Genomic DNA, 22,937 nt, shown 5'->3' with positions numbered 1-22,937 from the left:
AGATCGACGTATATCTGCGTCAGATCTGCGTCACATCCAGCGAGCCCTCCGCGTACTGCCTCCGCAGCACCTTCTTGTCGAACTTGCCCACGCTCGTCTTCGGCACCGACTCGATGATCGTCCAGCGCTCGGGGAGCTGCCACTTGGCGATGTGGCCATCGTCGGCGAGGAAGGACCGCAGGGCGGCGAAGTCGGCGGTGGAGCCCTCCTTCAGCACGACCGTGGCGAGGGGGCGCTCGCCCCACTTCTCGTCCGGCACGGCGACGACGGCGGCCTCGGCGACGTCCGGGTGGGCCATGAGCGCGTTCTCCAGCTCGACCGAGGAGATCCACTCACCACCGGACTTGATGACGTCCTTGGCCCGGTCGGTGAGGGTGAGGAAACCGTCGGGGCTGATCGTGCCGACGTCGCCCGTCTTCAGCCAGCCGTCCTCGCTGAACTTGTCGTCGGGGCGGATGGGCTCGGCACCCTGGCCGCCGAAGTAGGCACCCGCGATCCAGGGACCCCGGACCTCCAGCTCACCGGCGGACTCGCCGTCCCAGGGGAGGCGTTCGCCACCGGGACCGGTGAGGCGGGCCTCGACGGAAGCGGGGAAACGGCCCTGGGTGAGGCGGTAGGCGAACTCCTCCTCCGAGCCCGGCTCCACACCGGCCGGCGGCCGGGCGATCGTGCCGAGCGGGGAGGTCTCCGTCATACCCCAGGCGTGGCAGACGCGCATGCCCAGCTTGTCGAAGGCCTGCATGAGAGCGGGCGGGCAGGCCGAGCCGCCGATGGTCACCTGGGTGAGCGAGGCGACCTCGCGCGGGCGGGCGGACAGCTCCGCGAGCAGGCCCTGCCAGATGGTGGGCACGGCGGCGGCGTGCGACGGCTTCAGCGTCTCGATCATCTCGGCGAGCGGGCCGGGCTGCAGGAAGCGGTCCGGCATCAGCATGTTGACGCCGGTCATGAAGGTCGCGTGCGGCAGACCCCAGGCGTTGACGTGGAACTGCGGGACGACGACGAGCGAGAGGTCCTCGTCCGTCAGGCCCATGGACTGGGCCATGTTGACCTGCATGGAATGCAGGTAGATCGAGCGGTGGGAGTAGACGACGCCCTTGGGGTCGCCGGTGGTGCCTGAGGTGTAACACATGGCCGCGGCGGTGCGTTCATCCAGCTCGGGCCAGTCGTAGATGCTCGGCTTACCGGCGATCAGGTCCTCGTACTCGTGCACCTGGACGCTCGCTCCGGCGAGCAGCGATCGGTCGCCGGGCCCGGCCACGACGACGTGCTCCACCGGCTTGAGGTGCGGGAGGAGCGGCGCGAGGAGGGGGAGCAGCGAACCGTTGGCGATGATCACGCGGTCGGCGGCGTGGTTGACGATCCAGGCGAGCTGCTCGGGGGGCAGCCGCAGGTTGAGGGTGTGGAGGACGGCGCCCATGGAGGGGATCGCGAAGTACGCCTCGACGTGTTCCGCGTTGTTCCACATGAGGGTGGCGACCCGTTCGTCGCCGTCGACGCCGAGGTCCTCGCGCAGGGCGTGGGCCAGCTGCGCGGCGCGGGCGCCGATCTCGGCGTAGGAGCGGCGGTCGGGCTCACCCTCGCCGGTCCAGGTGATCACCTGCGACGTCCCGTGGATGCTCGACCCATGGGCCAGGATCCTGGAGATCAACAGCGGTACGTCCTGCATGGTGCTCAGCACGGCGTCCTCCCGGGGCGGCTCTGCCTACGCGGTGGTAACGGTTGCGCTGATTCTGCTCACATACCGCGCGGTATGTCACTAGGTGTCGGGATGATCGATCAGAGAACGTTGCCCGAGGAGCTTGGAAAAGCTTGATCGCAGCCGCATGTCAGGCCAACGATCGGGCTAGCGGACGGGTTCCAGCTCCGGGTCCTCGCGCAGCTTGCCCAGCGCGCGGGACACCGCCGACTTCACCGTGCCGACCGAGACGCCGAGTACCTCCGCGGTCTGGACCTCGCTCAGGTCCTCGTAGTACCTGAGCACGACCATGGCCCGCTGCCGCGCCGGAAGCTTCATGATCGCCCGCCACATCGCGTCGTGCAGCGCCTGCTGCTCGGCCGGGTCGGCGGCCTGGACCCCGTCGGGCTCCGGCAGCTCGTCGCACGCGAACTCGTCCACCTTGCGCTTGCGCCACTGGGACGTCCGGGTGTTCAGCAGCGCCCGGCGGACATAGCCGTCGAGGGCCCGGTGGTCCTCGATGCGCTCCCAGGCGACGTACGTCTTGGCCAGCGCGGTCTGCAACAGGTCCTCGGCGTCGCACGGGTTCGCGGTCAGCGAGCGGGCGGTCCGCAGCAGCACCGGCTGGCGGGCCTTCACGTACGCCGAGAACGACGGGTACGACAGCTCCGCCAGGCCCGGCAGGGTCTGCCGGGCGGAGTGCGAGCGGGCCGTGGTCGAACGAGCCGTGGTCGACAGGGTCCGCGGCACTGGTGCAGCGGCCTGCGAAGCGCTGGTGCAGACGGGTGTGGTCATGGCTCCACGCTAGGAGCGGGCCCCGCCCGGCGGATCGGCCGCAGGTCCCGAAGACGAATCCCCCTCAGGTTGTAGGAGTGGGGCAGACCCCACCTACTGGAGGTGGATGAACAGCCCCCAGGTACTGAGGGTGTAGCCCTGAGAACCACCTGCCCAGGGTGTACGGCGCCCGTCCCCCCGGACCTCCGAGTGCCCGAAGCCCCCCTCAGCCGCCCCGCCCGCACCGCTCACCCGTCCGTCCCCAGCACCAACCCCGAGGTGGGCACCCCCGTCCCCGCGGTGACCAGCACCCGCTCGGCACCGGCGACCTGGTTCACGGAGGTGCCCCGCAGCTGTCGTACGGCCTCCGCGATGCCGTTCATCCCGTGCAGATACGCCTCGCCGAGCTGCCCGCCGTGCGTGTTGAGCGGCAGCCGGTTCTCGGCGACGAAGTCCGCCGCCTCCCCCGGCCCGCAGAACCCGAACTCCTCCAACTGCATCAGCACGAACGGCGTGAAGTGGTCGTACAGAATGCCCACGTCGAAGTCGTCGGGGCCCAGCCCCGAGGTACGCCGGAGCTGCCGGGCGACGACGCCCATCTCCGGCAGCCCGGTGAGATCGCTGTCGTAGAAGCCGGTCATCTGCTGTTGCGCCCGGCCCGCGCCCTGGGCGGCGGCGACCACCACCGCGGGCGGTCTCGGCAGGTCCCGCGCGCGCTCCACCGAGGTGACGACGAGCGCCTGACCGCCGTCCGTCTCCTGGCAGCAGTCGAGCAGCCGCAGCGGCTCGACGATCCAGCGCGAGGCGGCATGCTCGTCGAGGGTGACGGGGCGGCCGTGAAAGTACGCCGCCGGGTTCGTCGCCGCGTGTCTGCGGTCGACCACGGCCACGTGCCCGAACGCCTCCGGGGTCAGCCCGTACGCGTACAGATAGCGCTGCGCCGCCATCGCGACCCACGAGGCGGGCGTGAGCAGCCCGAACGGCAGCGTCCAGCCCAGGGCCACGCCCTCCGCCGACGGCTCCCGGTGCCGTACCCCGGACCCGAACCGGCGCCCCGAGCGCTCGTTGAAGGCCCGGTAGCAGACCACGACCTCCGCCACGCCCGTCGCGACCGCGAGCGCCGCCTGCTGCACGGTCGCGCACGCGGCACCGCCGCCGTAGTGGACACGGGAGAAGAAGGACAGCTCGCCGATGCCGGCCGCCTGCGCGACCGTGATCTCCGGGCTCGTGTCCATCGTGAACGTCACCATGCCGTCCACGTCCGCCGGCGCCAGCCCCGCGTCGTCCAGCGCCGCGCGCACCGCCTCCACGGCCAGCCGCAGCTCGCTGCGCCCCGAGTCCTTGGAGAAGTCGGTCGCGCCGATGCCGACGATCGCGGCCCGCCCGCCGAGCCGGTCCTTGGTCCGTACGCTCACACCGCCTCCCCCGGGGTCAGGGGTCGGGGCAGGGTCAGGGTCACCGTGCCGGTGACGTGCCGCCCGACGCCGTTGTCGCCGATCACCTTGACCGTGACCGTCGGCCCGTCGGCCGTCTCGACCGTGCCGGTCAACACCATCGTGTCGCCCGGATAGTTGGGCGCGCCGAGCCGGATCGCCACCTTGCGCAGGACGGCGTCCGATCCGAAGTGGTCGGTGACGTACCGCCCCACCAGCCCGTTCGTCGTCAGGATGTTCATGAACACATCGGGCGACCCGCGCCGCCGCGCCAGCTCCGGATCGTGGTGCACGTCCTGGTAGTCGCGCGAGGCGATGGCCCCCGCGACGACGAGTGTGCGGGTGATCTCGATCTCCGACGGCGGGATCACGTCCCCTGCCTCGACCCTCACGCCGACACCGCCCCCTCCTCCGCCTTCGCGGGCCCCGCCGGCTCCGCGGGACTCGTCGGCTCCGCGGCCCCCTCGGGTCCCGCGCGGAACACCGGAAGCTCCAACTCCTCGTCGTAGCGCGCGAATTCGAGCCGGACGGGCATCCCGATCCGCACCTTGTCGTACGGCACCCCGACGACGTCGCTGACCATCCGCACCCCCTCCACCAACTCGATCAGCGCAACGGCGTACGGCGGATCGAAGGCCGGGAAGGGCGGGTGGTGCATGACGACGTACGAGTACACGACCCCCTCGCCGCTCGCCTCGACCGTGTCCCACGCGGCCGAACCGCACGCGTTGCAGCCGGGCAGCCAGGGGAGGCGGAGCGTGGCACAGTCGGCACAGCGCTGGATGAGCAGCCGGTGCCGTGAAACGCCTTCCCAGAAGCCCGCGTTGTCGCGGTTGACGACGGGGCGGGGACGACGGGGCCGTTCCTGGGGTGGGGACGTTCTGGGGGACGGCCGGGGCGCGTGGGCCGGGGCGTACTTGAGGATCCGGAAGCGATGGGTGCCCACGAGTTCGTCGCCCACGCGCACATCCATCCGGGTCGTGACGAAGTACCCGGTTCCGAGCCTGGTGGTCTTCCGCTCCGACACCGACTCGATGACCGAGTCGAAGGTGACCTCGTCCCCCGGCCGCAGCGCCCGCAGGTACTCCTGCTCGCAGTCCGTGGCGACGACGGAGGTGCATCCCGCGTCGTCGAGCAGCGCGAGGAGTTCGTCGTATGCCGGTGCGCGGGTCTCGTGGCCGCTCAGTCCGCCCATCGTCCACACCTGGAGCATGGTCGGCGGCGCGACGGCGTCCGGTCCGGTGTACGCGGGGTTGGTGTCCCCCATGGCCTCGCACCAATGCCGGATCATGGGCGAGTTGACGGGATCCTTGCCACGGCCGCCGAGGACGGCCGTGCGCCCCTCGTAGGCCTTGAGCCGTACGGACAGGTCCTCGACCATGGTGGCGCAGCCCCCTCCGACTTTTCTGACTGTCCGTCAGATTGAGGGCCTGCCGCCACGACTGTCAAGGTCGCCGTGGGACGGGAAACGCCTGTGCGGCGATGCCGCAGCACCGCCGCACAGGCGTGTCACACCCCACAAAACATGCCCCACTCTCCTACGTGGTCCGAGGGCGGCGGCCCCGAGGCCGGGGCGACCTCATCCGTCCACCCCCGGCCCGCCGGCCGCCCTCGCCGGCTCACCAGAGGTTGGTGAAGCTGACGACCGCGTTGTCCTGGTCGATGGCCGTGAAGCCGGAGCCGTTGACCTGGGCGGTGTTGTTCTGGTTCGAGGCACCCGAGCCGTTCGCCTGCTGCTGCGAGGTCGACGAGTTGCCGTTGTTGTCGTGGCCGACACCGCTGCCGACGATGTTCGCCACGCCGGCGTTCGATCCGTTGTCCGCAATGGCACCGTTGCCGGCCGTCGCGACGCCGGTGAACAGGGCGGCGGCGAGCGGGAGAGCCGAGACGGCGGCGAGAACGCGGGCGGTACGGATGCTTGCCATGTGTATTTCCTCCAGGGCCTTTCACACAAGTACGGGTTGCGCCAGGGCAGTTGGCCGACCGCCTCGGTGCGGGTCTTCGGGCCTTCGGGCCTTCGGGCCTTCGGGCCTTTCTTCGACGTCGCGAATCAAGAGTTGCCCACCGAATCCCCGGCGAACCACCCCGAAAGCTCCCGTTCCCTCTGAAGCGTGATGACAAGTCAATAAACCCCCTTGGATCAAGGAACTCCCAGTTCAGACGGGGTGGCGGCGAGAGGCGAACGCAAGATCAAGCGAGACAAGGGATGAAGCGTTCCGGCGCATTTCCGGCCAACCCGCGAACAGGTCCGTGACGGCCGAAAGCACACCCCGAACCCTCTTCCCTTTATCGAACACTCGTACGAACATGGAGTTATGGCCACCACGGACCGGCAGGCCAGCACCCTGGCCCTGGCACACGCGCTCTCCGCCGCCGAACGCGGACTGGCGGTGATCCCCCTGTCCCGCACCAAGCTCCCGGCCCTACGCTCCCCCCACCGCCCCGCCGCTCCCGCCTCCACCACACCGGCCCCCGCCCCAGCCCAGCCCCCATGCCATGGGGAGTGCGGGCGCTTCGGTCACGGGGTGTACGACGCCTCCACCGACCCCCGACGCATCCGCGAACTCTTCGCCGCGGCCCCGTGGGCCACCGGCTACGGCATCGCCTGCGGTGTCGGCCCCCACCACCTGATCGGGGTCGACCTCGACACGAAGTCCGGTACGGACTCCTCGGCGGCCCTGCGTGAGCTGGCCCTGCGCCACCTCTTCACGATCCCCGAGACGGTGGTCGTGCTGACCCCCAGCGGCGGCCGCCACATCTGGCTCACCGGCCCGCCCGACATGGCCGTCCCCAACTCGGCCGGTCGTCTCGCCCCCGGCATCGACATCCGCGGCGCCGGCGGCTACCTCGTCGGCCCCGGCTCCCGCACCGAACACGGCGCCTACGCCGCGGCCCCCGGCACGTCCCACCTCCTCCCGGCCCCCTGTCCTCCGGCGCTGCTCCACCTCCTGCTGCCGCCCCCGCGCACGGACTCCGCCCGGACGACGGGCGGCCAGGGCAACGGCCACGGCCTCGTCCACTTCGTCCTGACCGCGCAGGAGGGACAACGCAACACCCGCCTCTTCTGGGCGGCTTGCCGCGCCTACGAGAACGGCCTCGGCCCCGAACTCGCGGGCGCCCTGATCGAGGCGGCCGTCCGCACGGGCCTCACGGAACGCGAGGCGAGGTCGACGATCGCGTCGGCGGCGCGGATGTCGAGGGGCGGCCGGTGATCAGACCGTGGACGGGAGCGGGGACCGGTGCGGGCGTTTCGGGGGACCGGTGGTTGGAAGAACTGAGGTGCTGAAGATGCCGTGGTCCGACGTGCTCCGTCGGGGCACGGCCCCGCGCGACGAACCGCCGCTCCGGAGGCACGCTTTGGACTTCTTGGACTCCGACAGGGAACACCGCCAGGAAATGCTCGCCGAGGTCCACCGGGAACGGGACCGCCTGCTCCCCCTCCGCGCGGAGGCGACGGAGACCACGATCGAACTGATGCGCACGAGCACGGGCCAGGTCTCGGAACCCGATCTCGTGCCCTACCTGAACCTCATGTATCTCCTGACGGTCAAGCGAGCCTACGGCGACGACCAACTCCTGGCCTTCGCACTCTCCTTGGCGAACTGGGCGGTCGTCGCCGTCGACGAGGTGGCGAAGTACACGGGCCGCACGGCGGAACAGGTCATCGACCAGTACGAGACAGAAATCATCGCGGCCCGCGAATCGACCCCACCGGAAGAGCCCGGCCCCGACACCGACACGACCTGAGCCCCCGCCCCGTCGGCCCACCCGGCCCGCAGCACTCCCCGGACCCACGTCCAGCAACCCCACCACACACCACAAAGGGGCGCCCCAGAACCGGGACACCCCTTCGGACCAGCACTTACGTGCCGATGGCGGTGGGTGTGGGATTTGAACCCACGGTGACTTGCGCCACGACGGTTTTCAAGACCTTTCGGCGATCATGAGCGTCCGCTTCTCCGACGCAGGTCAGCCGCATGGGCGTGGCCCGCGTGCGCCGTCGTCCTCGCCCTCGTGCCCGCTACGTGCCCGACCGCGATCGCGCCTCCTGTCGTGCCCGTTCCCCTCCGCCCGTGCACGCCCCCGACGCGGCTGTCCCGATGACTGGAAGTAGCCGTGCCGGTGCCTCCGTGCCGCACGCCACAGGACATGTTTGTGCGGGCGGGTCACCACCGCGCGGCTTTCACACGGCCCGAACGACCTCTCCGAGCAGCACCTAATTGCCCTGGCTGGCCGAAAGCAGCCACCGAAGATAGCGCGACACGCCAAGATGTTCGAATCTCACGAGCTCTTCGCGGAGTCTTCACCTACGCTCCCCTCCGAGCGGTCGAAGCCGTCGACGCATGACCAGCGCCGCATGACGGTCGGCCGAACTCTACGGAGGAGAAAGCAACTTGAAGATCACGATGCGCTGGGCTGCCCGAACGGGTGCCATCGCTTTCGTCACCGCCACCCTTGCAGTTGGTTCGACTACTGGGGCTCTCGCGACCGACAGCACCCTGAAGGCCGAACCGTCCAATGGGCCGCAGATCGTCAGCCCATCCGAATACGCGAGTGAAGGTGGCACAGACCCTCAGTCCATGGCTCCCGTCGGTGAAGTTGCACCCGCGCAAGGCGCCAGCGTCCAGAGGCTCACTGACCTAATGACCGAGACCACCGGGTTGGAGCTCTTCCAGGCACCTAGCGTGGAGGAGTACGAAGAGTTGGGTCAGACGCTCACGTTCAGCCTCGGAGATGGGAACTACGCACACCCACTCAACATCACGCGCCTGACCGTGCACAACGACGTGCCGTCTTCGGTGCTTTCTTCGGACGGTGACGAGACGAGCACAACGACTCTGCCCAATGGAAGCCACCTGATGACCGCCGTGGGTGCTGACGGCATCAGAGTGAGCACGCTGTCCAAGGACGGCCAACTGACCCAGTGGGAGGCCCCGGCCACCACCGAGCAGAACGCCTACAGCGTCGAGACGCTGGTGCGTTGGGCCCGTACCGTCGACGACCAAGGGATCAGCGCCTCACACTCCCCGCTCCGCGCCATCGCGGCAGCCAAGCCCAAGTGCCAGCTCACCCAGACCAGGGCCCCGCGTCGGCACGGAGGATCCCTCCACATACAGGCTGAAGCCTCGATGCTCTGCAACCAGACGGGCAGAGGGAACTTCTCCGCGCAGTTGCGCCAGTACCACGGGCTGGGCATCTGGAAAACCAAGGACAACCGGGGTTACACGAACAAGCGGGGGAGGACGTTCCCGGTGGTCTTGCACTTCGAGTGTTCACGGCTCACCACGAGCGGTTGGGAGTAATTGTCAAGAGTTGTGGTTCGGGTGACGTGTGATCAGGCAGCGGCGGCCTCCGAACGCTCGACCAGGACGCCGTTCTCGAACGTGGCGCCCGCGCGGACCAGGGCGACGAGGTGGGCTCCTCGGATTGCGCGCCAGCGGGCCTGGGCAGACTCGACGAGCTTGAACACCATTGCGAGGGCTGCGGCCGGGCTGCCGGCGCCGCGGGTGACCTTGGTGCGGAGCTTGACGGTGGAGAACGTCGACTCGATCGGGTTCGTGGTCCGCAGGTGGATCCAGTGCTCGGCGGGGAAGTCGTAGAACGCCAGCAGCTCGTCGCGATCCTCTGTGATCTTCGCGAGGGCCTTGGGGAACTTGGCGCCGTAGGTCTTGGCGAACGCCTCGATCGCCTTCTCGGCGTGTGTGCGGTCCTCGGCGTTGTAGATCTCCTGCATCGCCTTCGTCGCGCCTGGCTGCGCGGACTTCGGCAGGGCGTTCGTGATATTCCGGGCCTTGTGGACCCAGCACCGCTGGTGGCGGGCGGCCGGGAACACCTCCGCCAGTGCCTTCCACAGGCCCATCGCTCCGTCGCCGACGACCAGCTCGGGATCGCGCATGCCCCGGCGGCGGCAGTCGCGCAGCAGGTCGGCCCACGACTCGGTGGACTCGCGCAGCCCCTCGGCCAGGGCGATCAGTTCCTTGGTGCCGTCCAGGCGCACGCCCATCAGCACCAGGACGCAGGAGTGCGCCTGCCCGAGCCGGACCTTGGGGTGCACCCCGTCGGCCCACACGTACACGTAGTCGGCCTCGGTGAGGTCGCGCTGCTGGAAGGTGGTGTGGTCGTCGCTCCACTGCTTCGTCAGCCGGGTCACGGTGGCCGGCGACAGGCCGGCCGAGCTGCCGAGGAACTGCTCCAGCGCGGGCACAAAGTCCCCCGAGGACAGTCCGTGCAGGTAGAGCAGCGGCAGTACCTCGCTGACCTTGGGCGACTTGCGGCACCACGGCGGCAGGATCTTCGAGGAGAACCGCATCCGCTCGCCGGTGGCCGCGTCGACCCGCTTGTCGTTCACGCGCGGGGCCGTGACCTCGACGGGACCTGCGGCGGTGGTCACGGTGCGGGGCCGGTGACGGCCGTTGCGGACCACCAGGCGCCGCCCGGCCTCGTCCGTCTCGGCGGCCAACTCGGCTATGTACTGGTTGACCTCGGCCTCCAGCGCGGCGGCGAGCATCCGCCGGGCGCCCTCACGGACGATCTCGTCGATCAGGGAGCCGGACTCGGTCGAGCCGTCGGCATTCACTACGCTGAGCACGGGCGTGCCTTCCCGACCCGCGCTGCGAACGCGGGCCTCTACTCGGTGACTTGTAGATCACTCGGGAAGGTACGCCCTTCGCGTCCCGCCCCGAAGACCGATCCACAAGTCCTGAGCATTGCTCAGCGGTTGGCGATACCGCAGCAACATAGGTAACGCCACGCTACGCAACAGCAACGGTACCTGGGGCGATCACAACGTCTTCTCCCAGACGGCCGTCATCCACTGCGCATAGCCGGCCTGTACCTGCCGTCACGTGCCGAACGGCGTACCGTTGGGAGCCGTGAAGTCGCATGCGTGAGTCAGCTGGCGAGAGCCTCGAATGGAGAACCGTGGAGAACGAGCAACCCCGCCCTGACGGCGCTCACCTCGCCACGGCTGGGTGCGGGTGGCTGCTGATCGTGGCTGTGATCGCGATGCCCGGTCTCCTGCTGAACGACGGGCCCGTGACTGTGTACCTGATGGTCGTGGGCGGCGTGATCGGGGCTCTGTGGGTGCGCAAGAAGCTTCGCCGCTGAGCCGGACCTCCAAAGGAGGTTCCCGGCGAACGTGTATGAGCAGACCGTACCGCTAGCAGCCGAGTCGCCCTGGAGGAGCTGAGCTTTCAGCTCCTCCAGGGCGACTCGCTTCGTCAACCCTCCGCAGGTCAGACGGGTACGAGCACACCGGCGGAGCCGTCGTCATCGTCGTCGTGCCTGCTCCGTGCCCCTGGGGCCGGATCGTGCCCGCTGAGCCAGAAGTCCGCCGCTTCGGCAACCTGGTCATCACGACCGGCGACCGGCCGGGCGTAGTGCCGAGTCGTGACGCTCGCGTTCGAGTGGCCTAGCCGGTGAGCGGCGGTCATGACGCCGTAGCGGTCGGCGACCCACGTCCCATGTGAGGCCCGAAGGTCGTGCGGGGTCACGTCGGTGAGCCCGGCCGCCGAGACGGCGGGGTCGAAGTACGCCTTGCGCCACTGGTTGTAGCGCAGCGGCTTGCCGCCGGGTGTTGTGAACAAGAGTGCGTCATCCCCGCCGGACAGAGTCTCCAAGTGCCGGCCGAGCCGCTTCGCGAGCGACGGACCGACGCGAAGAAGCCGCTTCTGATGGGACTTCGGTGTGTCGAAGACCAGGGCGCCGTTGGCTTCGGCCAGGTTCTCGTCGACCAGGACAAAGCCGCCGGACACGTCGATGTCAACGCGCCGGAGGGCGAACGCCTCCCCCACCCGCAGGCCCGCGTAGGCGAGGAGCGCGATCAGCACGTCATGCGGCTTGGCAGCGCTCCGCACGATCCGGGAGGCTTCGAGCGGGGTCAGGATGTGCGGCTCTGTCTGCGGCATACGCGGCAGCTTCACGCCCCGGCACGGCGTCTGCGGGATCATGTCGTTGTCGACAGCAGCCCGCATGATCTGCGACAGCACCCGATACGCCTACCGTATGCGCGAGGCGCTGAGCCCTCGGGTGTTCATGCTGGCCACCCACTCAGTGACCGTGATCGGCCGGAGGCCGGACAGCTCACGGTCGCCGAGCGCCGGATCGATCAGCGAGTTGATCAACGACCGGTATGACGCTTGGGTCTTGTGCTTGAGCTGAGGAGAGACGGCAGCGAGCCAGCGAGCCGCCCAGTCGCGCACGGTCGTCTGCCCCTCGGCAGGGTCGAGCCAACGCCCGTCTTCGATCTCGATGCGCTTCTTGGCCAGCCACCGGTCAGCGTCCGTGGACGTCGCGAACGTACGATCCGCAGGCCGCAGCACGCCGCCGGGCCCCGGGTACCGGGCTTGGAAGCGGCCCGAGGGGAGCTTGCGGACACGGCCGAAGTTCCGGCGGGACTTGCGCTTGCCAGCCATCAGGCAGCCCTCCGCGGGCCCGTTGGCCGCAGAACGATCGGCTCCACGGTGTTGGCGGCGATGAACTCCCGAACGGCGCTCTCCGGGATACGAACGTGCCGGCCGACCTTCACGAACCGGATGCGCCGCTCCTCGACCAGACGCCGAGGAAAGCGGATGGTCGTGCCCAGCAGCTCGGCGACCTGGTCCACGGACATGTAGCGGTCGTTCATGCGGTCGGCTCTCCTTGCCCCGCGCCCGTGCGCGGATCGGGCGTGGGCGGTGGTGTGCCAAGGGCGACGAGGTGTTCCGCAGCGGTCCATCCGGTCCCGGCGAAGCGCCAATGCGACAGGACGAGGACGGTGTCCGGGTCGGGCAGGGGGTGCCCTGCTTCGGCGGCGCGGGCGCGGGTGAGTGCTTCGTTGTGGTCGGCGCGTTCCTGGCGGAGGGCGCCGAGGGTGACGGAGTAGGCGCGGGACTTGGTGGAGAAGTGGCCGCGGAAGCCGAGCATGTGGGCCCACTTGCGCAGGCGGAGGGCTTCGAGTTCGGGGCGGGCGCCGAGGTGCCAGCAGGTGAGGATCAGCTGTCGGGCGTGGTCGGTGACGCCGGAGCCGATCAGGTCGGTGATCGGGTTGCGAATGGGGCGGTCGAGGGTGCCGGCCGTCTCGGCGCCCTTGGTGGCGTACTTCGCGATGTACGAGGCGACGGCGCGGCTGGAGAGTTCCGAGGTGCCCGCGAAGTCGGCCGAGCGGATGGGGCGGATGTCGAGCTGTTTGCCGAGGCGGAAGGTGTGGGGGCGTCCGTCGAGGACCGGGCCGGGTGTTTCGGCGAGGCGGGCCGCCGTGCGGATGGCGTCGGTGAGGAGTTCGGTTGTGGCCCACGGCGGTGGTAAGTCCTCGGCGCCTTCCGGGCCGTCGAGGCGGATGACGGCGTGGAAGTGGACGGCGCCGCGTTGCTGGTATTCGGCGACCTTGGCGTACGAGACCTTGAGGGAGTCGCGGAGTTCCGAGCGGGTGAGGCCCGCGCGGGCGGCGAGCTGTTGGCGCAGGTAGGTGGTGAAGCGGGCCCAGAGGGCACCGGCGTGCGCGTTCCACAGGACGGCCGCGCGGTAGTCGTACCGGTCGGGGTCGAGTGGGGTTCCCAGGGTGGGGTCGCCCTCCGGGTGGGACTGGCCGCAGCGGCACCGGCCGCCGGTGGGGCGGTTGTGGACGGGGCCGAAGGAGGGGGCGGTGAAGGTGGCGAAGACGCGGGGGTGTTGGGCAACGGCGGGGCCGATGCCCTTGCCGCCGCTCAGTCCGGCCGTGACGAGGTGGAATGCACGGTGTTCCGGGCGATCCCCAGATGCCGCGCGATCCCCTTGATCGACATGCCCTCCGCACAGTGGAGCCGCCGGATCTCAGCCCAGTCCTCCACACCGATCACCTCTTCCACCTGACTCCCATGGAGCCAGACTGATCACTTGATCACGGAAGGGGTCACTTTTCATCGACCGATAGGGGGTCACGGTTCAGGTTCTGGATCACTTTCCGTGCTGGAGCCACGGAGGGTTACCACGACCGCGATCATGGACGGCCGTGGGTGATGTGTTCCTCCAGGGCCTGTGGTTCCACAAGGCCGAAGGCGTTGTGATCGAAAAGGCAGTAGTGGATGGCGAGTTGGTGCTCGTGCGGGCCCGTGCGTCGGCAGAGCAGGCCGCGTGTCATGCCTGCGGGACGACGTCGGGCCGGGTGCACAGCCGATACGTACGCCGCCTCACCGACACCGCGGTCGCCGGGCGTCCTGTGGTGATCGAGTTACAGGTCCGGCGGTTCCGCTGCCGTGAACGCGCCTGCACGCAGGCCACGTTCGCAGAGCAGGTCGAAGGGCTGACCTTCCGGTACGGGAGGCGAAGCACCGGGCTGCAGACGGTGCTGCAACGGGTGGCCGTGATGCTGGCGGGCCGGGCCGGCGCCCGCCTGGCGGACACACTCGCGGTCCGGGCGAGCCGGTCGACTCTCCTGCGGCTGATACGCCGCCTCCCGGAGCCCGAGGTGCACACGCCGCGGGTGCTCGGAGTGGACGAGTTCGCCCTGCGCAAGGGACACAATTACGGCACGATCCTGGTGGACATCGACACCCGCCGCCCGGTTGATCTGCTGCCCGACCGCACCACGGCCACGGTGTCCGCCTGGCTCGCCGACCACCCCGGCGTCGAGGTGATCTGCCGTGACCGGTCGACCGCATACGCCGAGGCCGGACGGCTCGGCGCCCCGGACGCGGTCCACGTCGCGGACCGGTGGCACATCTGGAAAAACCTCGTCGAGGCCGTCGAGAAGACGGTCATCCAGCACCGCGCCCTGCTGCGCGAGCCAGAGGAGACCAGCCCGGTCCGCACCAACACACCCGTGAACACCACGGGGTTCCCGCCGCGTCCCTCAGGCGAACCGCGACACTCCGGCCGCCTGTCGGACCGGGTCCGCGAACAGCACACAGCCGTCCACGCCCTGCTCGACGACGGGCTCGGCCTCCGGCCGATCGCTCGCCGGCTCGGCCTGGCCCGCAACACCGTGCGCCGCCTGGCCCGCGCGGCCACCGCGGACGAACTGCTGGTAGGACAGTGGACCGGCCGCAGCAGCATCCTCGATCCCTACAAGCCTTATCTGCATCAGCGGTGGGCCGAGGGCTGCACCGTCGCCCGCCGTCTGTTCGAGGAACTGCGTGAGCGCGGCTACCCCGGCGGCGAGAGCGTCGTGAAGAGGTACGTGCAGCAGCTCCGTGAAGCGTTCCCGCACGACGATCCGCCCCGCAAGCACCCGTCCGTGCGAGACGTGACCAGCTGGATCACCCGCCGCCCCGACCGCCTCGACAGCGACCAGGTCCAGCGGCTCAAGGCGATCCTCGCCCGCTGCCCCGAACTCGGCCGCACCGCCGAACACGTACGTTCCTTCGCCGAGTTGATGAACAACCGCCAAGGAAAGCAGCTGGACCAATGGATCGAGTGTGTCCAGGCCGATGACCTGCCCGCCCTGCATGCCTTCGTCACCGGCCTCGGCCAGGACCTCGACGCCGTCGTCGCCGGGCTCAGCCTGCCCTACAGCTCTGGCGCAGTCGAAGGCCATAACAACAAGATCAAGATGCTCAAGCGGCAGATGTTCGGCCGCGCCAACTTCGACCTGCTCCGCAAACGCGTCCTCCTCGCGGCGTGAGGCCGTCCATGATCGCGGTCGTGGTAACCCTCCGTGGCTCCAGCACGGAAAGTGATCCAGAACCACGGTTCACGGAACGGCGACACCCGTAGTGCGCATCGGAGAGGGCAGGCCGACGCGGGAAGGTGTGGACGTGTCGAGGTGGCCACGGCCCGGATTCGAACCGGGGTTTCCGCATCGGGGCGAACCCGAGTGCGACGTCTTGGGCCGCTAAAACGACTCATGGCCAGGCGGATCGTACTGCCTCAGAGGCCGGCAAGCCCACCTCTTTGAGGGATGACGCCTCAGGTCGCGCCGATCTCCGCGCTTGGATGACTGCGCCCCTGATCGTCGGATGAGGCCAAATCACGACCTACCGGGATCCGGTCAGATTCGCCCACACTCAAACACATGGGGGCGATTCGGGATCGTGACCAGTCGGCATGCCATCGCTGCGGGGAGACCAGCCACACCGTGCGTGAGCGCGGACGGTTCGGCCTCATGGCGAGCTACTGCGAGAGGTGCTGGAACACCTTCGCCAACGAGATGACCGAAGCCGACGGAGCCACAGCCGCACCCAGACCGGACCTTGACCCCGACGACGTGACCTGGATCGAGCCGCCCGTTTGCCCCGAATGCGGAAGCTTGGTCCGCATATGCCCCACGAACTACGACCGATGGGTCAGTCTCGCCATGGTGGAGTTGCCCGCCAAGGACGTCCCAGAGGCCTTCCGGTGGCGTTTGACGGGGCTTCCGGACCGATCCCCCATCCCCACGGATATCGTGGCCGTACGGGTCCGTGGAATCGATCCACTTAACAGACGAATAACCGCTTCGGAACGCATCATGGCATGATGATCATCACCTACGACCCGCATTGGGGTGGCACAAAGGCGTCATGGTGGGTAAAGGCGAATCGCGCAAAGGAGCACATCAACACACTTCGCCGCCTGGTAGAAGAATTCCGGCAGTCCGAACCATACTCACTGACGCCAGAGCCAACGAGCAATCCAGACATCCTGGCCTACCGCCTCACACACTTGAAGGCGATTCCTGCAGATATCTCCGCAACCATCGGAGATGCATTACATAACCTACGTAGCGCCCTAGAGAGTGAACCGTTCCGGGTTCCGTAGAGAGCTCAGATGTTGGGCGTGACCTGGGGTTTCGTGGTGCTGAGGTAGTGGTTTGCTTCGTACTCGACGGGCGGGATGTGCCCTATCTCACCGTGGAGTCGACTGTGGTTGTACCAGTCGACCCACTCGGCGGTGGCGAGCTCGACCTGGGAGAGCGTTCGCCACGGCCGCTGGGGCTTGATCAACTCGGTTTTGTAGAGTCCGATCGTCGATTCCATCAGGGCGTTGTCCAGGGCGTCCCCGACCGAGCCGATGCTCGCCGCGATGCCGGCGGCATCCAGATGGTCGGCCAGCTTGAACGACGTGTATTGCGACCCGGCGTCCGAGTGATGTATCAACTCGCCTCGAATGTGGGGGCGTTGGTCGCGGTCGCGTTGCCACAAGGCCATCTCCAGCGCGTCCAGGACGAGCCGGGTCTCCTTCGTGGTGGCGGCCGACCAGCCGACGATGCGGCGCGAGAAGGTGTCCACGACGAAGGCGACGTAGACGACGCCGGTCCAGGTCGCCACGTGGGTGAAGTCTGCGACCCAGCAGCGGTTCGGTGCGTCGGCGACGAAGTCGCGGTCGACCAGGTCCGGTGCCCTGGGTGCGATGGGGTCGGGGATCGTGGTGATCACCTTCTTGCCGCGGACGGCGCCGGTGATGCCGAGTTCGCGCATGAGGCGTTCGACGGTGCAGCGGGCCACGGAATGGCCTTGTCGGTTCAGGTGGCGCCAGATCTTTCTGGCACCGTAGACACGGTAGTTGGTGTCGTACGCCTCCTTGATCAGGGGCTTCAGTTCGGTGTCGCGGACGGTGCGGGCCGCGGGGGCGTCCTGGCGTTTGCGGTGTGCGTAGTAGGTGGAGGGGGCGATCTTGCAGTCGTGGTCGGTGAGGACCCGGCAGATCGGCTCGACGCCGCCGAAGCGGCCCTTGTGCTCGTCGATGAACGCTACGAGCGTGTGTGTGGCCGGTCGAGCTCGGCCGCGAAGAAAGACGCTGCTGCCTTGAGGATGTCGTTCGCCCTCTTCAGCTCAGCGTTCTCCTTCCTCAGCCGCTTCAGCTCCGCCGACTCATCCGTCGTCGTGCCCGGCCGGGCGCCGGCGTCGATCTGGTCCTGCCGCACCCACTTACGCAGCGTCTCGGTCGTGCCGATGCCGAGTTTCGACGCGACGGCTTTCATCGCGGACCACTCGGTGTCGTACTCCGGCCGCACCTCGGCGACCATGCGGACAGCTCGCTTGCGCAGCTCAAGCGGGTACTGGGAAGGGCGTGCCATGACTCGATCCTCTCAAATGATCGAGTCCCTACCGAACCCGGAACGGTTCAGAGCCTGGCGCACTCGGTTGCCGCGCAAGGGCAAGGTGGAACCTTGACTGCGGACCAAGAGAGGGTACCAGCGTTCCCCATCCGCAATACCCCCACAGTGTTTCAAGATTTCTTCAAGGGAAAGAAGGGGAAACTATACAATAGCCAGGCTCGTTCAGCATTCAGATCCGTTCAAGATTTCGCAAACCTTGAAGAGGCCCACCGACTTGGCGTCGCACTAGATCGAAAGTTCGAGGACGCAGCCCACTGGGGCATCCTTCATCGTCTTGACACCCTCTGGAATGTAGACAAGCATCGACGCCATGCCCTACTGACCTGGTGGCCGGATCTAATTTACTGGACCAGCGACGGACCCTCCAACCGCCGCCTACTTCCAGGTGATGACACATTCGCCGATGGGTCCATTTTGTTTCACATTCAAGGATCCGATGAGGGTCAAGGGACCTCACTGAGCCATACCTTTAATCTGACCTTGAAAGATGACCCAGCATTTTCATCCGACGGGAACGGGGCAACGGAAGATGTAGTCGACCTGCTGGAAGCCTGTCATCAACACATCGTCGACCTTGTTGTATTCCCAAGAGTTTTTACACTCATGTCGCAGACCTCTATGCCAAGGCTTGTCCCGTAAAGATCTTCGAGTCAGCGGGGCCGTGATCGGCTACCACCCGCTCTGCTCGCCTATCGGCTGAGTGCGAGGTTGTGTAGGCGGGCGATTCCGCTCATCGCGTGATGGACGCCGTCGCCCTTCAAGCGGCAGTCGCGGAGGATCTTCCAGGTCTTCATGCGTGCGAAGGCGTGCTCAACACGGGCACGGACCTGGCGGTGAGAACTATTGTGCTCTTCCTTCCAGGCCGGCAGTGCGCTCTGCCCGCGCTCGCGGCGGTGCGGGATGACCAGGCCGGTGCCCCGGTAGCCGCCGTCGGCGATCACAGTGGTGCGGCCGACAGCGGCCTTGGCTCCGGACAGTGCCCACGCCTTGCATTCGTTGCGGTTGCCGGGCAACGGCCGACCACGACGACGCGCCGGGTGTCAGCGTCGATGACGACCTGGTGGTTGGTGGAATAGCGGTAGTTCTTCGACCGCTCGGCCACCGTGTGGTCGCGGCTGGGCACCAAGGTTCCGTCCACGATGAACACGGTGGCCATGCGAAACCGGCTGCGGGACTTGAGCGCGAGCAGGGGACCAAGGTGTCTGATGATGCGGTCAGCCGCGGATTTCGAGACACCGAACAGCGGGGCAAGCTGGCGCAGTGTCAAGTTGGTGCGCCAGTACGCCGTGACCAGCAGCACCCGATCTTCCAATGGCAGGCTCCACGGCCGACCTCTGCGGACCGCGTCAGCTCCCTCGTGCCGCAGCTGCGCCACCAACGTCCCGAAACAACGGGGGCTCACCCAGTGAACGGGGCTATCCACGACGGCTGCGACGCCGTAATCACAGCAGACACCGCGAGATCATTTCACTCGTCGCCAGACGTCCCGCTCACGGCAGGTCTCGACGTCCCACCCAACCTTGAGCGGCGGTCCCCACCGGCCCCTGGCGATTTGGTTCAGTCGAAGAGGGCAACGACTCCAATTACCCAGATCACGAGGAACGCCAGGCAGCCGACGCCCGCCAGTACACCGCCGACCGTCCACGGCCCGGAGGGCGCCTCCTCGTACTTCTCTTGCAGGCCGTCCCGGTAGGAGGCGGGGTCGTCCCAGTCGACGAGGTGCCCCAACTCCTCGGCGCAGGCGTTCCGCACTGCGACCAGCTGCTTCTCCGCGAAGGAGGTGGCAGCCATCGCCTCGGGGCCGCGCCAGGCGAGGGCCTTCATCCGCCACCCGGGAGACCCGTACCGCGCCTCGAAGGCGGCGGTCTCGTCGGCGTTGCGGTCCTCTTCGAGGTACATCCAGCGTCCGGCCTCGGCGCTATCGCCGTAGAGCCGGTATACCTCGGCCAGACGCCGACGGAGCGTCAGGTCATACGGAAAGGATGAGACGAGACCGCGCAGACGCTGGCGCGCGACGGGAACCCGGCCGGCGGCCAGGTCTGCATCGACTCGGGCAATGGTCTCTCTCAGGGGCATGAACGCATCATCGGGTACCGCACTGATCCACGTCGACCTGGTTTGTTGCTCAACACTTGCCGCTCTCAACGGCATCGACGGAAACCCACTGAGACGGGACACCCTCACTTACGGGACAGCCCTTAGATGATGCATAGAATTCGCACCCCTCCAGCCTCGAAAGTCGACTGGAAGGCTCTCCGAATCTTCACGTGCTACACCTTCCGCATCCGGCGTCCGTCCGCGCCGCCTACTGGCCGAATGACGAGCCACGCAACACGGTAGTGACAGGCTGACTGCAGCAGCCCGCGCCGTCTCAGTTTCCGTCTCATTCAGCCCCGTTCACGGCCGTACAGCCGAGACTCAAGGCAGTCCCTGCACCGGCAGCCACCCGCCCGTGAATCCAGGTGAACGCCCCTGCACGGAGGCCCGGGTGACACCACCACAGTTGGAAAGCATGCACGTTCCAGCCGGGTGGGGGTATGCCTGTTGAGGGCGCGTTGTCAGGGGCAGGTGACATCGTGCGCTCATGGATACGCTGTTCGATCTCCCCGAACCGGAGACACCGGAGCACGCCGTCATTGCCCACTATCGGCTGAGCAATGACCAGTACGGCTCACGTGCGGAGCGTGAAGCAATCTTCGATGCTGAGCGCGCGATGGCCGCCGCAGTCGAGAAGGCTGGAGTCGGTGAGGTCGATGGGAACGAGTTCGGCGGAGGCGAAGCCGTGCTGTACGCCTACGGGGCGGACGCCGAAGCGCTCTTCAAGGTCATGGAGCCGACCCTTCGCGGCCTACTGTTCAGGCCGGCGTACGTCAGGTTGAGGCAGGGGAGTCGCGAGACGGAGTCCCGAGTAAACCTGTGAGCGGTACAGCAGCGAAGTACAGCAACCCCAGCGACCGACACCGACCCTCATGGCTCTCCCGGTCTGCATGACCTCCAATGACCGATCTCTGCAGAGCTACGGATCAGAAGGTGCACGTGCCCCATCCGTGCCCGATCCAGCGGGAAGCCACGGGGAACCACGGTGCTGAGCGGGAACCGCAGAAGACGACGGCCCCTGACCAATTGCCTGGTCAGGGGCCGTTTCATCTGGCGGTGGGTGTGGGATTTGAACCCACGGTGACTTGCGCCACGACGGTTTTCAAGACCGTTCCCTTAGGCCGCTCGGGCAACCCACCTGCGCCCCGGCCCACCTGGGGCGGAGCGGGTACAGCGTACCGGGCGCCGGCCAAGCGCGGGGCTCTTGGTCCACACGGGGTCCACTGGCATGACTCGGCCCAAGATCTCTGGATCGGTCCTTGACCCGAGGCTCACGCTGACACCGGGCAAGCCTACTGTCGTGCCGTCCACGCCCTCGCGCTTGGTTCCCGCACCTCTGGTGGCGGAGCCTGGGCGGCGGAGCAACTTCTGATCCGTAGGAGCGGGCAGCCTCCTTTCTAGGGGCTTCCGTGGTCGTCCGCCGTGATCGCTGACAGTTGTGCTGGACAGCCTGTGTGTGCCGTGGTTGCCGTCGAGGTGGCCGTCGCCCACTCCCGCACTGCGGGGGGAACCTCACTCCAAGGAGTACGGGGCGGCGTGGAAGGCAGCCCGGCGTGCAGCGCTGACAGCCTCCGAAGCTGCCTCACCGCTGGCTGACGTGCCGTACTCCATGCGCCACGCGGGCGTATCGCTCTGGCTTGAGTCCGGCGTCTCCCCAGCGGAGGTCGCGCGCCGGGCGGGCCACAGCATCGCAGTCCTGTTCCGCTTCTACGCCAAAGCGATTCACCGCAACCAACAGCGCTCGAACCAGCAGATCGAGCGGGCCTTGGAAGCTGCCGAGGAGGCATAGACGCGCGACCGTCCCGGAGAAGAGGCGCCGTGTCAGACAGCCCAGCCGGGGATCGGGCAGCGCCTCTACACTCCCCGAAGATGGTCCATGCGTTTGGCCAAGTGTGTTCGGGCATAGCCCTAGTCGACACAGACGACTGCCCTGCGCTCATCGAAGAAGACAGTGGTGAATTCTTGGATCAACCTCTGAGCTTCCTCAATTCTGTTCCCTACCTGAGTGATTGATCCTAAGTTCACTGATGACCAGCAAGCGGGATCAGTCCAACTTGCTTATCTTCAGGGGGAATCATGCTGCTGATGCGATCGTCACTCTCTCGCGCCACCGGGTCTCGCCGCTTCGGAGTCAGGGCCTCGATCGCCGCTGCGGCGATCGTCGCGAGCACTTTGACTGGTATGACCACTTCGGTCGCCGCTACCGAGTCAGAGGTTCCGACCGTTCAGGAATACGTCGCCTGGCTCAAGAAGCAGAAAACTGCCGAAGCCGACCAGATCGCAGAACAGTTCACCGCACTGTCGGCCGGGAACCAACAGAAGTTCCTCAACTACCTCGCCAATCCGGAGGTGGTAAAGGCTCTGGCGGGAGAGCAAGGTGACGCCGACACCGCAATCGCTCCAAACGCCACGTCCATCACGACGAAGCTCGCTGGTGGGGACGTCGTTACCACTGTTGGTGCCGAGGCCGCACCCACTACGGTTGGCGCCGAGGCCGCACCAATGGCGACGGCGGCTAAGGCTGTTGACTGGAAGTGCTCGTACTGGATCAACCAGAAGGTCCTGGGCATCGAAGTCACACGGCACACGCTTACCCAGTGGTATCGCGCAAACTCGACAAAGGTCACCAAGGTCTACGTTGCGTCTGCCACCCACAAGAATCTCAACCCTGGCGTGTCGGTCGACAACCAGCCGGAAGACCAGTGGATCTCAGCTGCCGGAAACGCTCTCGCCTACGTCACCTGGAACGTAGACTTCATCTTCAAGGGCAGCGAAATCCACCTGGACAAGCGTCAGCACCTCCGCTGCGACGAGACTGGCTTCAGGTACGGCTCCATCAAAAACCCCTAAAGGGCACCTTAATGGACTCCCTCAGGAAGGCAGTTGAATGACGCGACGCACAATCTGGACGATCACCTTGATCGTGGGCATTGTTTTGGCGATATGTGTCGCCGGGGCAGTCTTC

The 22,937-nt window shown here is 67.4% G+C and carries 19 protein-coding genes, 2 tRNA genes and 4 pseudogenes; 9 read left to right on the top strand and 16 right to left on the bottom strand.

The window, feature by feature from the left end:
- Window positions 1–19: 19 nt before the first annotated feature.
- The 6 genes from P8T65_RS23810 to P8T65_RS23785 form a co-directional block, all read right to left on the bottom strand.
- Complete coding sequence (locus P8T65_RS23810) at window positions 20–1,678, bottom strand: long-chain fatty acid--CoA ligase (RefSeq protein WP_316727276.1); 1,659 nt, start codon at window positions 1,676–1,678, stop codon at window positions 20–22.
- A 165-nt stretch (window positions 1,679–1,843) separates the two neighbouring features.
- Window positions 1,844–2,470: a SigE family RNA polymerase sigma factor gene (locus P8T65_RS23805; RefSeq protein WP_316727275.1), complete on the bottom strand. Its 627-nt coding sequence runs from the start codon at window positions 2,468–2,470 to the stop codon at window positions 1,844–1,846.
- A 227-nt stretch (window positions 2,471–2,697) separates the two neighbouring features.
- Window positions 2,698–3,864: a lipid-transfer protein gene (locus P8T65_RS23800; protein WP_316727274.1), complete on the bottom strand. Its 1,167-nt coding sequence runs from the start codon at window positions 3,862–3,864 to the stop codon at window positions 2,698–2,700.
- A complete protein-coding gene (locus P8T65_RS23795) occupies window positions 3,861–4,274 on the bottom strand; it encodes a MaoC family dehydratase (protein WP_316727273.1) in 414 nt (137 codons plus the stop codon). The genes P8T65_RS23800 and P8T65_RS23795 overlap by 4 nt, the downstream gene beginning before the upstream one ends.
- A complete protein-coding gene (locus P8T65_RS23790; RefSeq protein ID WP_316727272.1) occupies window positions 4,271–5,263 on the bottom strand; it encodes a bifunctional MaoC family dehydratase N-terminal/OB-fold nucleic acid binding domain-containing protein in 993 nt (330 codons plus the stop codon). Before P8T65_RS23790 ends, P8T65_RS23795 begins: the two co-directional genes overlap by 4 nt.
- Window positions 5,264–5,501: 238 nt before the next feature.
- Window positions 5,502–5,807, bottom strand: a complete 306-nt coding sequence (locus P8T65_RS23785; RefSeq protein WP_316727271.1) for a hypothetical protein — start codon at window positions 5,805–5,807, stop codon at window positions 5,502–5,504.
- A 390-nt stretch (window positions 5,808–6,197) separates the two neighbouring features.
- Between P8T65_RS23785 and P8T65_RS23780 the strand changes: the two genes are divergently transcribed.
- The 3 genes from P8T65_RS23780 to P8T65_RS23770 all read left to right on the top strand — a co-directional run bounded on the left by P8T65_RS23780 (window position 6,198) and on the right by P8T65_RS23770 (window position 9,185).
- A complete protein-coding gene (locus tag P8T65_RS23780) occupies window positions 6,198–7,094 on the top strand; it encodes a bifunctional DNA primase/polymerase (protein WP_316727270.1) in 897 nt (298 codons plus the stop codon).
- 145 nt (window positions 7,095–7,239) lie between these two features.
- Entirely contained in the window at window positions 7,240–7,629 is a 390-nt protein-coding gene (locus P8T65_RS23775; protein WP_316727269.1) for a hypothetical protein, read from the top strand.
- A gap of 647 nt (window positions 7,630–8,276) precedes the next feature.
- Window positions 8,277–9,185 (top strand): hypothetical protein, encoded by a 909-nt coding sequence (locus tag P8T65_RS23770; RefSeq protein WP_316727268.1) that lies wholly within the window; start codon window positions 8,277–8,279, stop codon window positions 9,183–9,185.
- Window positions 9,186–9,217: 32 nt separating this feature from the next.
- Here the strand turns inward: P8T65_RS23770 and P8T65_RS23765 are convergent, their stop codons facing one another.
- Window positions 9,218–10,471, bottom strand: a complete 1,254-nt coding sequence (locus tag P8T65_RS23765) for an IS256 family transposase (protein ID WP_316727267.1) — start codon at window positions 10,469–10,471, stop codon at window positions 9,218–9,220.
- Between the two features lie 293 nt (window positions 10,472–10,764).
- Between P8T65_RS23765 and P8T65_RS23760 the strand changes: the two genes are divergently transcribed.
- A complete protein-coding gene (locus P8T65_RS23760; protein ID WP_316727266.1) occupies window positions 10,765–10,989 on the top strand; it encodes a hypothetical protein in 225 nt (74 codons plus the stop codon).
- A gap of 128 nt (window positions 10,990–11,117) precedes the next feature.
- On the opposite strand, the pseudogene P8T65_RS23755 reads toward P8T65_RS23760, so the two are convergent.
- From P8T65_RS23755 to P8T65_RS23740, 4 genes and pseudogenes are all read right to left on the bottom strand, one after another.
- Window positions 11,118–12,296, bottom strand: a pseudogene (locus P8T65_RS23755) (tyrosine-type recombinase/integrase).
- A complete protein-coding gene (locus tag P8T65_RS23750) occupies window positions 12,296–12,508 on the bottom strand; it encodes a helix-turn-helix domain-containing protein (protein ID WP_316727265.1) in 213 nt (70 codons plus the stop codon). The pseudogene P8T65_RS23755 and the gene P8T65_RS23750 overlap by 1 nt, the downstream one beginning before the upstream one ends.
- Window positions 12,505–13,590 (bottom strand): annotated as a pseudogene (locus P8T65_RS23745) (replication initiator); the annotation flags it as partial. The pseudogene P8T65_RS23745 and the gene P8T65_RS23750, both read right to left, overlap by 4 nt.
- Window positions 13,587–13,697: pseudogene (locus P8T65_RS23740) on the bottom strand (helix-turn-helix domain-containing protein); the annotation flags it as partial. The pseudogenes P8T65_RS23745 and P8T65_RS23740, both read right to left, overlap by 4 nt.
- A gap of 152 nt (window positions 13,698–13,849) precedes the next feature.
- Between P8T65_RS23740 and P8T65_RS23735 the strand changes: the two are divergent.
- Entirely contained in the window at window positions 13,850–15,460 is a 1,611-nt protein-coding gene (locus P8T65_RS23735) for an ISL3 family transposase (RefSeq protein ID WP_316727264.1), read from the top strand.
- A 142-nt stretch (window positions 15,461–15,602) separates the two neighbouring features.
- Here P8T65_RS23735 and P8T65_RS23730 read toward each other — a convergent pair.
- Window positions 15,603–15,688, bottom strand: a tRNA-OTHER gene (locus P8T65_RS23730).
- A gap of 162 nt (window positions 15,689–15,850) precedes the next feature.
- On the opposite strand from P8T65_RS23730, the gene P8T65_RS23725 reads away from it, so the two are divergent.
- A complete protein-coding gene (locus P8T65_RS23725) occupies window positions 15,851–16,294 on the top strand; it encodes a DUF6083 domain-containing protein (protein WP_316727263.1) in 444 nt (147 codons plus the stop codon).
- A 286-nt stretch (window positions 16,295–16,580) separates the two neighbouring features.
- Here P8T65_RS23725 and P8T65_RS23720 read toward each other — a convergent pair.
- The 3 genes and pseudogenes from P8T65_RS23720 to P8T65_RS23710 form a co-directional block, all read right to left on the bottom strand.
- Window positions 16,581–17,833 (bottom strand): IS3 family transposase gene (locus P8T65_RS23720; protein ID WP_399099893.1). Its coding sequence is split into 2 segments (ribosomal slippage): window positions 16,581–17,560 and window positions 17,560–17,833, totalling 1,254 coding nucleotides; the frame shifts between segments, so codons are not numbered across the junction.
- A 731-nt stretch (window positions 17,834–18,564) separates the two neighbouring features.
- Window positions 18,565–19,330 (bottom strand): annotated as a pseudogene (locus P8T65_RS23715) (transposase).
- A 102-nt stretch (window positions 19,331–19,432) separates the two neighbouring features.
- Window positions 19,433–19,951: a DUF6584 family protein gene (locus P8T65_RS23710; protein ID WP_316727261.1), complete on the bottom strand. Its 519-nt coding sequence runs from the start codon at window positions 19,949–19,951 to the stop codon at window positions 19,433–19,435.
- 508 nt (window positions 19,952–20,459) lie between these two features.
- On the opposite strand from P8T65_RS23710, the gene P8T65_RS23705 reads away from it, so the two are divergent.
- Window positions 20,460–20,795, top strand: coding sequence for a hypothetical protein (locus P8T65_RS23705; protein WP_316727260.1), 336 nt, complete (start codon window positions 20,460–20,462; stop codon window positions 20,793–20,795).
- 228 nt (window positions 20,796–21,023) lie between these two features.
- On the opposite strand, the gene P8T65_RS23700 is transcribed toward P8T65_RS23705, so the two are convergent.
- A tRNA-Ser gene (locus P8T65_RS23700) sits at window positions 21,024–21,111 on the bottom strand.
- 458 nt (window positions 21,112–21,569) lie between these two features.
- Here P8T65_RS23700 and P8T65_RS23695 point away from each other — a divergent pair.
- Both P8T65_RS23695 and P8T65_RS23690 read left to right on the top strand, forming a co-directional pair.
- Window positions 21,570–21,761 carry a hypothetical protein gene (locus P8T65_RS23695; RefSeq protein WP_399099888.1) on the top strand — a complete coding sequence of 64 codons (192 nt, stop codon included), beginning with the start codon at window positions 21,570–21,572 and terminating at the stop codon, window positions 21,759–21,761.
- 287 nt (window positions 21,762–22,048) lie between these two features.
- Window positions 22,049–22,822 carry a hypothetical protein gene (locus P8T65_RS23690; RefSeq protein WP_316727259.1) on the top strand — a complete coding sequence of 258 codons (774 nt, stop codon included), beginning with the start codon at window positions 22,049–22,051 and terminating at the stop codon, window positions 22,820–22,822.
- The last annotated feature ends 115 nt before the right edge of the window (window positions 22,823–22,937 follow it).

This window comes from Streptomyces sp. 11x1, assembly GCF_032598905.1.
GTDB lineage: Bacteria > Actinomycetota > Actinomycetes > Streptomycetales > Streptomycetaceae > Streptomyces.
The sequence above is the reverse complement of the archived record's forward strand: the minus strand, read 5'-3'. Positions and strand labels throughout refer to the sequence as shown.